Consider the following 12,398-nt stretch of genomic DNA (forward strand, 5'->3'; position numbering starts at 1 on the left):
TTATTTTCCAGTAAAGTATTGAACTGCTGATGCAAAGAGATGTTGATCTTTATTTCCTGGAATATTTTGGAAGAGACCGTTTTCGAAACGTTCTGAGTGGCCCATCTTCCCAATGATTTGACCGTTCTTGCTAGTAATCCCTTCGATCGCATGGACAGAACCATTTGGATTGTATTTAGAATCCATGCTTGGCTTACCTTCGAAGTCAACATATTGGCTAAAGATTTGACCATTGTCACGAAGCTCTGCAAATTCCTCAGCTGTCACGACAAACTTCCCTTCACCGTGTGATACTGGGATGGCATGGATGTCACCAACTTCCACTCCAGCAAGCCATGGTGAGTTGGTATTGGCAATCCGTGTTTCCACCATCTTGGCCACGTGTTGGTTGGCATCGTTGTAGAAGAGGGTTGGACTAGTGCTACTTGCATCTTCAAAGTTACCATATGGAAGGAGACCTGATTTGACAAGAGCTTGGAATCCATTACAGATACCGATGATCAAGCCACCACCTTCAATAAAGCTGTCGATAGCCACACGCACTTTTTCATTGAGCAAGATGTTGACGATAAATTTAGCAGATCCATCTGGTTCATCCGCTGCTGAGAAGCCACCTGCAAAGAAGATAATGTTGGCTTTATCGATGTTGTCAACCATGGTGTCAACCGACTTGACAATCTCTTCTTCATTCAGTGTGACAAATGGTACCAAGTTGACTGTTGCACCTTCTTTTTCAAAGGCCTTAGCGGAATCATACTCAGAGTTGGTTCCTGGGAATACTGGGATGTAAACCACTGGTGTATCAACTGTTTCTTTAGCTTTAATCACCGCATCTGATGCCACAGCAGGTACTTCTTCCAATTCAGTAGCCTGTTCAAACTCAGTAGGGTAAACTTCTTCCAATTTACCTTGGAAGGCACTGTCAATTTTGTGTCCATTAAGCGTTACACCATTGACAAGTAGTGTAAAGTCTGCAACTGTTTGTCCGATCTTGGCAACACCTGCAATTTCTTCAGGTGAAGTGAAGATGAATCCACCTAATTGTGCTGTCAAGCTAGTGTCAAGAGCAGCTAATTGAACAGTTGCACCGATATGGTTCCCAAAACTTGCAAGAGCAAGAGCTTCAAGGACACCACCGTATTTCACAGCTGATGCGGCTGTCACTTTGTGTTTAGCTTGGATAGCTTCAAATTGAGCAAAGTTAGACTTGATAAGATCAAAATCAATCTCTTGGGCCAAAGCTTGACCTGGAATGTAGTAAATATTTTCACCAGCAGCCTTAAATTCTGGAGAAAGGACCTTACGGCTGTCTGCTGTTGTCACCCCAAAAGCAACCAAGGTTGGCGGTACAGTCAATTCTTCAAAGGTACCAGACATAGAGTCCTTCCCGCCGATAGATGGCAAACCAAGTTGAATCTGAGCTTCGATGGATCCAAGGAGAGCAGCTACTGGTTGACCAAAACGCTCTGCTTGTTTATCCATACGCTCGAAGTATTCTTGATAAGAGAAACGAGCCTTAGACCAGTTTGCACCAGCAGCAACCAAACGAGCAGTTGCTTCGATGACCGCATAAGCAGCGCCATGATATGGAGACCATTCTGCTACATAAGGGTTGAATCCTTGCGCCATAACAGAAGCAGTTGTTGTCACGCCATGTTGGACTGGCAATTTCTGTACAGAAGCTTCCGTTGGTGTAATTTGGTAGCGACCACCAAGTGGGTGATTGACTGTTGAACGACCAACTGAGCTATCAAAGATGGTTTGTAATCCTTTTTGACTGGCATGGTTCAGGTCAGCCAAGACTTCAAGAGTATCAGTTTCAAGGGTTTCAGCAGATGTTTGACGTTCTTCTGGAAGCTTGACATCCTTGTCAACCACCTTAGCATCTACAACCACACGTACACCGTTTGTATCAAGGAAACGACGTTCCAAATCAACGATTGTTACACCATTCCAGTGCATGACAAGGTTTGGTTTTTCAGTCACTGTCGCAACGACAACAGCATCAATATTTTCTTTTTTACATGCTGCAATGAAGGCATCCACATCTTCTGGACGAACCACTACAGCCATCCGTTCTTGAGATTCAGAAATGGCAATTTCTGTACCGTTCAAACCTTGGTATTTCAATGGCACTTTGTCTAGATCAATTTCAAGACCATCTGCCAATTCACCGATAGCCACACAGACACCACCAGCACCAAAGTCATTTGATTTCTTGATCAGACGGGTCACTTCCCCATTACGGAAAAGACGTTGAATCTTACGTTCTTCGATGGCATTCCCTTTTTGAACCTCAGCACCAGCTGTTTCAACAGATTCAACCGTTTGAACTTTAGAAGAACCTGTCGCACCACCGACACCGTCACGTCCAGTCTTCCCACCGAGCAAGATAATCACATCACCTGCTTCAGGTTTTTCACGGACAACATTTTCTTTAGGAGCCGCACCGACAACTGCACCTAGCTCCATACGCTTAGCAACGAAACCTGGGTGGAAGTATTCACGAACATAAGTTGTCGCCAAACCAATTTGGTTACCGTATGAAGAATAACCATGAGCCGCTGTCTTAGAGATCACTTGTTGTGGCAATTTACCAGCACGAGTTGCTGAAATTGGAGCTGTAATATCACCAGCACCTGAGATACGCATGGCTTGGTAAACGTATGAACGACCTGACAATGGGTCACGAATGGCACCACCGATACAAGTAGCCGCTCCACCAAATGGTTCAATTTCCGTTGGGTGGTTGTGGGTTTCATTTTTGAACATGAGAAGCCATGGTTCTTTGACACCATTGACATCCACTTCAATTTCAACTGAGCAGGCATTGATTTCATCAGACACTTCCATGTCATCCAAACGACCATTAGCACGCTCATAACGGCCAAAAATAGTCGCCATATCCATCAAGGTTTGAGGTTTTTCTGTACGTCCCAACTCATCACGCATGGCAATATACTTGTCATAAGTCGCTTGCAATTGTTTTTCAAATTTAGAAGCCGAGAAGTCGATATTTTTCAACTCAGTTTCGAAAGTCGTGTGACGACAGTGGTCAGACCAGTAAGTATCCAAAACTTTGAGCTCAGTCTCAGTTGGTACCCGTCCAATAGACTTGAAGTAATCTTGGATGAAGAGAAGGTCATCCACTTCCATGGCCAATCCTTGCTCAGCTTTATACTGTACAAAATCTTCTGCCGTATATGTTTCAAAGAAATCCAAGCTTGGAATGGTCTTGTCAGACTCAGAGAAATCCTGTTTAGCAATACCAACAGTAATATCTTTAAAACGAGAATCCACTGGATTCAAGAGGTAGTTTTTGACAGCTTCCAACTCATTCGCATCAATATCCTTGTTAACTAAATATAATTGCGCTGTGTTCACCGTTACATCATTTGAACTACCCAACAACAGCAAAGCTTCTTGTGAAGATGCCGCCCGTTGGTCAAATTGACCAGGCAAGCTTTCAATGGCAAAGAAAGCATGCTTCTCAAGATCAGCCTGAACCGCAGCTTCATCCAAAACAGTATCAGTCACTTGCTCAGAGAAGATGTGTTTTTCCGCACGCGCAAACAAGTCCTCTGCCAAACCAAAGACATCATAAACCTGAACAATCCGAAGATCCTTCAACGTTTTCAACTGAAGATTATGCTGTAATTCTTTTACTAAAGAGTCCGATTTCACACGAAAATCAGCTTTTTTCTCAACGAAAATACGTTTATCCATTTTATTTCCTTTATTTCTATTCAAACATGCTCTTGAAGACGAAGGTTTTCCGTTTCAAAAAGATTACTTCAAGCCCTGCAATTTCTCTAACACAACCTTGTACACATCTGTCAGACTGCCCAAGTCTCTACGGAAAACATCCTTGTCCATATGGTGCCCTTCCGCATCCCAAAGGCGGCAGTTATCTGGTGAGAATTCATCAGCCAAGATGATCTTGCCATCCTTATCAAAACCAAATTCCAATTTGAAGTCAATCAAGCGAAGACCAATTTGTGCAAACCAATCTTTCAGCAATTCATTGATGCGACGCGTTTCTTCCTTGATATAGGCAATTTGTTCATTATTGGCAATATCCAAGAACTTCACATGCTCATCATTGATAAATGGATCATCCAACTCATCATTCTTGTAGTAAAATTCAACGATTGGAGTCTCCAAGTCCAAACCTTCTTCAACGCCAAACCGTTTAGAAAAGGAACCCGCAGTCACATTACGTAGAACAACCTCCAAAGGAATGATGGTAACCTTCTTGTTCAATTGTTCGGTATCAGAAATACGTTCGATAAAGTGCGTCTCTACACCCGCAGCATTCAATTTTTCAAAAATAAGAGACGAAATCTGATTGTTGAGCACACCTTTCCCCTCAATGGTCTCTTTGCGAGCTCCATTCAGCATGGTGGCCTGGTCCTTATAAACGGACTTAATCACATGTTCGTCTTCTGTACTATAAATATCTTTTGCTTTCCCCGTATAAATTAATTGATCGGACATCTTCTTGTTCGCCTTTCATCTTTTATCCCTTTCAGTGTATCACAGAGAGGTTGTTTTTTCAAGTTAAATCCGTATCTTGTTCGCTTGTAACACAAAAATAATAAGAGATTGAATCAAAAAGATTCAACCTCTTATTTTTAGATGCTTATTTGTTCGTAAAATCCGAACTTTATTTGCTTGTTTTCTTCAAAACGTAGTCTACCATATCTCCAACAGTTGCCATGGCATCAATATCCTTGTCTGGAATATTAATTTGATAGGCTTCTTCCAAATAAATAATGTATTCCATGAGATCAACGGAATCCACTTCCAAGTCTTTTCGTAAATCCAAATCCAAAGAGACCTCATAGTCAGATCCCTTATTATCTTGAATCAACCCTTCAACTAGTTTAAAAATTTCTTGATGACGACTCATTTCTCTTCCTCCAATTCTGATAATTCAACCACAGATTTACGAATAACATCTGTTTCCAACATGGTCCGGATCTGGCGGATCGTGCTATAGACTGCCTTGGCATCACTAGAACCATGGGTTTTCACGACAGGGGCTTGCAAGCCAAACAAGACCGCACCTCCAACATCTGAATAATCCAAGGTCTTTTTCAAACCTCGTAGATCATTCTTCAAGAGGAAAGCTCCAATCTTAGCTTTCAACCCACCACCACTAAGGACCGTTTTCAACTGTTTAAAGAGGCCCAGAGCAGTTCCTTCCATAGTCTTAAGGACAGCATTTCCTGTAAATCCATCTGTGACAATGACGTCAGCAACTCCATCCATCAAGTCACGCGCTTCCACATTTCCTACAAAATTAAGAGAAGGATCTGCTGCTAATAGTTGATAGGTCTCCTTGCGTAGGGGATCCCCCTTGCTTTCCTCTGTTCCGTTATTTAAGAGACCGATACGAGGCCGCTTAATGCCACGGACATTCTCTGCATAATAGGCTCCCATAATCGCATATTGGTGCAAGTGTGTTGGCGTATTTTCAGCATTTGCCCCCAGATCCAACATATCATAGCCCTTCCCATCAAGGGTAGGAAGAGTCGACATCAAACCTGGACGATCGATGACCTTGATCCGACCGACGATGAAGTAACCAGAAGCCAAAAGTGCTCCTGTATTTCCTGCAGAAAGCATGGCATCCGCTTCCCCGTTCTTAACTGCATGCGCTGCCAAGACCATGCTGGCTTGTTTTTTTCGACGAATAGCACGAGTTGGCTCATCATCTGAGTTGATTTTCTCATCCGTATGGACGATGGATACCCGCTCAGTTGCTGTCAGGTATTGCTTAATTTTAGCCTCATCTCCGTACAAAATGACTTCAATATCCTTGAATTCTTGTATGGCTTGATTGACCCCTTCTACTAGGGCCTGTGGAGCATGATCTCCACCCATTGCATCAACTGCAATTTTTTTCATTTCTTACCTCCAGACTGATCTTTTAAGATCTCTCCCCAGCTTCCCAGGGAATCAATAAATTTCTTAGCTTTTAGATGAATGCCGACATATTCATCATAGAGTTGGTCTAGACACTTTCTCAACTCTTTCTTCATCGCATCATGGATGGAAATCGTCTCTAACTCACTAAATTTCACAGCTTGAAAACGATCCAACAAATAGAGGGCATTTGGATCCCAGTGGGCTCGTCTTTCGTCACGATCATAATGATCTGGGCAAAGGACACCACCTAATCGGAATGAAAAATCAAAAGGCAGCCCCACTCGATGACAGACACAACACTCATGGACGTTTAAGGCGACACCAAATCGGGATAAAATTTGCATTTCAAAAATATTGGTCAAGATTTCATAATCCAAGCCCCGATCCACCAATTGCAAGGTCTGCTCTAAAAAAGCAAATAAAGCTGGATCAGGTTGACGATCCTGTATACTAGCATCTGCCAAGGCCAGTATATAGGTTGCGTAGGAAAGACGAAAAAGATCTTGATTAATCACTTGGAAACTTTGAACCTCATGAATATCTTCGATGTAGCTGAGTCCATCATCATTGATTTTCAGATACATATCCGCTAAAGTCAAAGGTTGGATCATAGAATTCAACCGAGAACGATTGGCATGTTTCACGAAAAACATGAGCTTGCCAGCTTGCTCCGTAAAGATTTTAACCAGCTTATCGTCCTCTCGATAATCCCGATGATAGAGGACAATGCCGCGACTCTCAATGCTCTCCAGCATGTTCTTTCATAAACTCCTTCAACCGACTCATCGCTTCTTGGATCACTTCCATACTTGCTGCATAAGACAAGCGCACATAGCCTTCTCCATATGGGCCAAAAGCCATTCCTGGGATAAAGGCAACAGCCTTTTCTTGGGCTAGGAGCTTCAAAAAATCGAAGGAATTTTGAAGATATCCTTGTGGGATCTTAGCAAAGATATAGAAGGCTCCATCTGGACGGATGATATCAAAGCCCATGGCAGACATTTCTTTGATGATATAATCTCGACGCTCTATGTATTCCCGTTTCATCGGCTCTGCGTCATCTTTTCCAACTGTTAAGGCTTCAATAGCTGCATACTGGTTCATGGTTCCCGCTGCAGTCACCAAGTACTGATGGCTCTTGATTAATTGAGCTGTCAACGGAGCCGGCGCAAAGATAAAACCAAGTCTCCAGCCTGTCATAGCATGAGACTTAGATAAGCCATTGATAATAATGGCTTGGTCCCGTAGGTAGGATCCCAAGGAAACGTGAGGCTGACCTGTGTAGGTTAATTCTGAATAAACCTCATCACAAACGACAAAAACTTCATATTTCTTCAAGACACTAGCCAACTCCTGCATCTGCTCCTTAGAGTAGGTGACACCTGTCGGATTAGCTGGGTAGTTGAGAATAACCGCCTTGACGCGATCCCCTTGCTCTTCTAAGGCCTTTTCTAAAGCCTCTGAGCTAAGGACAAAGCGATTATCAGTGGTATCAATTTCGACGACACTAGCCCCCATCAGTTTAATAATGGGTTCGTAACCAGGATAAGCAGGTGCTGGTAATAATACCACATCTCCAGGTTCCAGTATAGCGGTCAAGGTCGCAGAAAGGGCCTCTGTTGCCCCAATGGTAACCAAAATTTCATCCTCTGGTCGATATTGTAGGTTATATTTCTCAGCGACAAACTGACTGGCAGCTTCTCGTAGAGCTAATAAGCCACTCATACCTGTATAATGACTCTGGTTGGCATCAATAGCTGCTTTTGCCGCTTCTTTTACATGATCTGGTGTCGTAAAATCTGGCTCGCCCAAGGTTAATCGTAAGACACCTGGAATAGAAGAAATGGCTTGGTCAAACTGACGAATCAGAGAAATCTCGATTCGATTCAAATTTTGATTAAACCGTTTTGTTAAATCCATAGCCACCTCCAAAAAAAAGTTCTATCACCATTATACTATAAATAGAAAGCCATCGCAAAAAAGGGGCTAGTCCCAACTAAAATGATACAATAATGACCTTTCTCATCAAAATCAAAAAAAAGGACTTAGCACATGCTAAATCCTCTCATTGAATAAATTTTACCAAATCTTTTTTATTCTTGACCACGTGTTGCCACATAATTCAACTGGTCACCATGTTTCGCCAAGAAATCTTTCATTTCTGAATCCGGAATTTGACGAAGATAGAGATTGGAACGGATCGTTTCATCTTCTTCACGACAAGTAGACAATACTAAGTACTTATCAGAAGCTTTGATTTGAATAGTTGGATTCTTTGTCCGCGATCCTTCATAGTTATGCTTCAATTGGGTAGTGAAATCTTCATCATCCTTAAAGCTTGTACGGTAGAAAGCAGTCGTTTCAGGAACAATGACCAAGCACATTGCTTCATAATAATACTTACGCTCAGGTGTTTCAATAACTACATAAGGATGTTGATCAAAGTACTCTTGGTTATCATAGAAGTTAACATCGTTAAACATCCGATGATCTGCAACCTTGCTCCCACGAGCATGACCGAATAACCAAGTCAACCGATCGCTAAAATCTTTTTTGTTATCCGTATCCATGAAGACCGTACCTAAATACGGTTGGTAGCCACCTTCAAAAGTTTTATCCAAGTAAGTAGCATTATCTCCTGTTTGAACTACTGGCTCATCTAACTCCGTACCAGGAGCATAAACATAAGCAATCGTCTCTGGATTGACTGCAGTAAATTGAGCAAAACGATTTGCTAAGTAATCTTTCTCCTCTTGACTAGGGGTATATTTTACCTCTTGTTTAGAACTAGTCGAACCACTTGTAGATTTCGCAGTTTCCTGATGTGTCGACGTGGATTTTTGTTTACCAAATGGATTGAAGAAAATAAACCCAAGAACAAGTGCTACAACGGCTACTAAGGCAAAGAGAATTCCCAATCCTTTTCCTTTTGAAGTCGTCTGTTTCTCTGCTCGTTTCATAAATTAGAACTCTCCTAAGTATTCAATTTTTTCTAAAAAATACACTGAGCCCAAGGACCCAGTGTATTTTTATGAGCTAATTAATAATTTAATTATTTAACTGCGCTTGTTTTTGGAAGAGTTTTTTGTCCTGCTGCTGCTGGAGCTTTTCCTTCTTCTTTTTTAGCTTCTTTTTTAGCATCTTTAGCTGAACCTTCAACTACGAATTCACCTGGTTTACCTGGTACAGGTACAAGTTTTTCGCCATTTTCGTTGAATTTAGCTTCAGTTGATTCAGCATCAACGTTGTCAAGACCTTTTTTAGCTTCTGGAGTAAGACCACTTTCACTGTTTGTGAAGAATTCAGGACCAGTCACTTCTGTTTTGTTATCAAGGCTTCCTGTGTGAACATGACCGTCGTTAGCGAAAACTGGTGCTGCTGCTGCAAATACTGCAAGTGCTGCTACTGATGATAATAAAACTTTTTTCATTGTTTTATCTCCTTTTTTCATTTTAAAAATATTTCGTTACTTCGTAACTAGTTTAAGTATACTACTATATCATATATCTGTCAACAAATTTTTTAGCTAATTTTAAAATTTTTTTAATTTTTTTTAGGAAACAAACTATTTGATTTTCTAAGGCATTTTCCTTACTCTATTTGACTACACCACTCTTTGGCAAGGTCTTTTTGGGTAGACGAGGATCCAATCTATCCTCATTTTTTTGTGCTTCCTTCAGCAACTCCTCCCTCTGATTATTGATCTTACTTTCTTTTTTTAACCAGTTGAAAAACATATCTTTCCTTTCTTAAAAAAGAGGCTTTTTATAACCTCTTCTTTACATTTTTAAGATTTTTTCGCATTTCCAATTTCAAATAGAGGAGACAAAGGACGTTTTTCATGGATGCGGATAATCGCTTCTGCCAAAAGTTTTGCAATGGAGATTTGTTCAATTTTATCGATTAAGCGGTCTTCAGGTAGGTAAATAGTGTCCAACACCACCAACTTCTTAATCGCTGATTTTTGAATATTGTCCATAGCTGGACCTGACAATACAGGGTGCGTACAACTTGCATAGACTTCTACAGCTCCTGCTTCAGCAAGTGCATCCGCAGCGTGGCAAATGGTTCCCGCAGTATCAATCATATCATCGATCAGGATACAAGTTTTCCCTTCGACATTCCCAATGATATTCATGACTTCACTAGTGTTCATTTTATCGACACTCCGACGTTTATCAATGATGGCAATTGGAGTTTTCAAAAATTCAGCTAGCTTACGAGCACGCGTCACACCACCGTGGTCCGGACTGACTACCACATAGTCAGAACCAACCATGCCACGACGTTCAAAATAGTCTGCAATCAATGGAGCCCCCATCAAATGATCCACTGGAATATCAAAGAACCCTTGAATCTGAGCCGCATGCAAATCAATGGTTAAAAGGCGATCCACACCAGCAATCTCTAACATATTGGCAACCAATTTGGATGTAATCGGCTCACGAGCACGAGCTTTACGGTCTTGACGAGCATAACCATAATAAGGCATCACTACATTAATGGTTTGAGCACTGGCACGTTTTAAGGCGTCTACCATGATCAAAATTTCCATTAAATTATCATTGACAGGAGAGCTCGTAGATTGAAGAATATACACCTCTTTACCACGAATAGACTCCTCAATATTGACCTGGATTTCCCCATCTGAAAATTGACGTACGGTCGACTTACCAAGTGGCAATCCCATCTCCTTAGAGACACGTTCAGCCAAATCTTGGTTAGAAGATAAAGCAAACAGCATTAAATCCGAAAACGACATGATTTCCTCCACATAAATTTAACCACAATGTACAAATGTACAAATCTTCTCTTTACCCATTGTAACGCTTTTTTCATGATTTTTCAATCGATAATCCACCAAAAATTAAAATAGTAACTATAGTAAAAAACACCCACGAAAAGTGAGTGTTTTGAATTCTTAGTTTGGATAAATATAAGTAACTGATCCTTGTGCATTCACTGGGTTAAACCATCCACGGTAGTTCCCAATGCTACGGATACCTAAGTAGTTAGATTCAGATACTTGGATACTTGTAGTAGATTGAACAGCTGTAACCACTGCTACGTGTCCATATCCACCGTCATTCCAACATGCAATAGCTCCAACTTGTGGTTGGCTACCAGTACGGAATCCAGCTGCTGCGGCACTTGCAGCCCACTGTGCACCATTACCCCAGTAATCGCCAGCCCAAGGTGCCAACACTTTAACACCCCAAGTACATTCACCTACTGGATATGAACTTGCAGATGTGCTGTATGTTGGACGACTAGTTGCAGCAGGTGTAGCAACAGTTTGAGTTTGAACTACTGGTGCTGCAGCAGGAGTTGCAACAGTTGCTTGAGGTTGTGCACCTTCAGCTGCAGGTGTTTGAGTAGCAGCTTGCACTTGTGCTTGCAAGTTAGTATTAGCAGATGCTTCTACAGCCTTACGCTGTTCTTCTTGTTGAGCACGGTATGCAGCTTCTGCAGCTGCTTTCTCAGCTGCTGCTTTCTCAGCTGCTGCTTTTTCTTCAAGCAAAGCATTCTTTTCATTTTCAGCTGTTGACTTTTCAGCCGCTAAATTCAATTGAGCGACTTTCAACTCAGCTTCCTTAGTTGCTAAAGCTTGTTCATCATCATTTAATTGTTGTTGGTTCGCAATAACAGTGTTAATGGCATCGTTGTTTTCTTTTTGCTTAGCATCGATATCTTCTTTATCACGTTTTTGCTCTTCCAACATTTTGTTATTCGCACTAGCAATTTCATTCATTGCAGAAACGCGTGAAATAGCTTCAGTCAAAGAACCAGAACTTACAATAGCGTTAATGTAACTTGTAGCAGTTCCTGTTGTTTGAGCACTACGTGCTTGGTTCGCTAATGATTCTTGACGAGCAACAATGTTCTTAGAGAGCTCTTCAATCTCTGCAGAAAGTTTAGCAGACTCTTCATTCAAACGTTCATTTTCAGCTTTAAGAGTTTCTTGTTGTTTTTTGATTTCAGAAACTTGAGCTTGAATTTGATCAACTTGTGCTTGCGCACTTTGTTCTTTTGAACTCAAATCAGCAATCTTATTATCTTGTGCAGCAATTTTATCATCAGTAGAATCAGCTCCTACAGAAATAACTGTACCTACTTGTGATAAAGCAACTGTAGTAAGTAAAATAGTCGTTAATAATTTTTTCTTCATAAAATAAAAGACTCCTTCATATAAGACACTAACTAGTATAACAGAAAATGAAAGATTTTATGTTACGCCTTTGTTACAATTTTATTTCTATTGATGTATCAAAGTAACAAAAAAAGTTAGCTTTCTAGCTAACTTGATTCCGTACGGAGAATGGGGGATTCGAACCCCCGCGCCAGTTACCCGACCTAACGATTTAGCAAACCGTCCTCTTCAGCCTCTTGAGTAATTCTCCAAAATGGGCACGAGTGGACTCGAACCACCGACCTCACGCTTATCAGGCGTGCGCTCTAACCAC

10 protein-coding genes and 1 tRNA gene are annotated in these 12,398 nt (G+C 41.3%); all 11 read right to left on the bottom strand.

Features of this window, described 5'->3' with window-relative positions; translation table 11 throughout:
* On the bottom strand, positions 1 to 3,726 hold the full coding sequence (locus tag ADH49_RS00430) for a phosphoribosylformylglycinamidine synthase (RefSeq protein WP_048687886.1): 3,726 nt from the start codon (positions 3,724 to 3,726) through the stop codon (positions 1 to 3).
* 63 nt (positions 3,727 to 3,789) lie between these two features.
* Positions 3,790 to 4,497 carry a phosphoribosylaminoimidazolesuccinocarboxamide synthase gene (purC, locus tag ADH49_RS00435; RefSeq protein WP_048687887.1) on the bottom strand — a complete coding sequence of 236 codons (708 nt, stop codon included), beginning with the start codon at positions 4,495 to 4,497 and terminating at the stop codon, positions 3,790 to 3,792.
* Between the two features lie 169 nt (positions 4,498 to 4,666).
* Positions 4,667 to 4,912: a phosphopantetheine-binding protein gene (locus ADH49_RS00440; protein WP_048687889.1), complete on the bottom strand. Its 246-nt coding sequence runs from the start codon at positions 4,910 to 4,912 to the stop codon at positions 4,667 to 4,669.
* Positions 4,909 to 5,913: a phosphate acyltransferase PlsX gene (plsX, locus tag ADH49_RS00445; RefSeq protein WP_048687892.1), complete on the bottom strand. Its 1,005-nt coding sequence runs from the start codon at positions 5,911 to 5,913 to the stop codon at positions 4,909 to 4,911. The genes ADH49_RS00440 and plsX overlap by 4 nt, the downstream gene beginning before the upstream one ends.
* Positions 5,910 to 6,689: a DNA repair protein RecO gene (recO, locus tag ADH49_RS00450; protein WP_048687894.1), complete on the bottom strand. Its 780-nt coding sequence runs from the start codon at positions 6,687 to 6,689 to the stop codon at positions 5,910 to 5,912. Before recO ends, plsX begins: the two co-directional genes overlap by 4 nt.
* The gene (locus ADH49_RS00455; protein WP_048687897.1) at positions 6,673 to 7,854 is read right to left on the bottom strand and encodes a pyridoxal phosphate-dependent aminotransferase; all 1,182 of its coding nucleotides are present in this window, start codon (positions 7,852 to 7,854) and stop codon (positions 6,673 to 6,675) included. Before ADH49_RS00455 ends, recO begins: the two co-directional genes overlap by 17 nt.
* Positions 7,855 to 8,027: 173 nt before the next feature.
* A complete protein-coding gene (srtB, locus tag ADH49_RS00460; protein ID WP_048687899.1) occupies positions 8,028 to 8,894 on the bottom strand; it encodes a class B sortase, LPKTxAVK-specific in 867 nt (288 codons plus the stop codon).
* Between the two features lie 92 nt (positions 8,895 to 8,986).
* Positions 8,987 to 9,364: an LPKTxAVK-anchored surface protein gene (locus ADH49_RS00465; protein WP_048687901.1), complete on the bottom strand. Its 378-nt coding sequence runs from the start codon at positions 9,362 to 9,364 to the stop codon at positions 8,987 to 8,989.
* 357 nt (positions 9,365 to 9,721) lie between these two features.
* Positions 9,722 to 10,696 carry a ribose-phosphate diphosphokinase gene (locus tag ADH49_RS00475; protein ID WP_048687906.1) on the bottom strand — a complete coding sequence of 325 codons (975 nt, stop codon included), beginning with the start codon at positions 10,694 to 10,696 and terminating at the stop codon, positions 9,722 to 9,724.
* A gap of 159 nt (positions 10,697 to 10,855) precedes the next feature.
* Positions 10,856 to 12,103 (bottom strand): peptidoglycan hydrolase PcsB, encoded by a 1,248-nt coding sequence (gene pcsB / locus ADH49_RS00480; RefSeq protein ID WP_048687908.1) that lies wholly within the window; start codon positions 12,101 to 12,103, stop codon positions 10,856 to 10,858.
* Positions 12,104 to 12,247: 144 nt separating this feature from the next.
* Positions 12,248 to 12,335, bottom strand: a tRNA-Ser gene (locus ADH49_RS00485).
* Between the last annotated feature and the right edge of the window lie 63 nt (positions 12,336 to 12,398).

The organism is Streptococcus sp. 400_SSPC, assembly GCF_001072745.1.
Taxonomy (GTDB): domain Bacteria; phylum Bacillota; class Bacilli; order Lactobacillales; family Streptococcaceae; genus Streptococcus; species Streptococcus xiaochunlingii.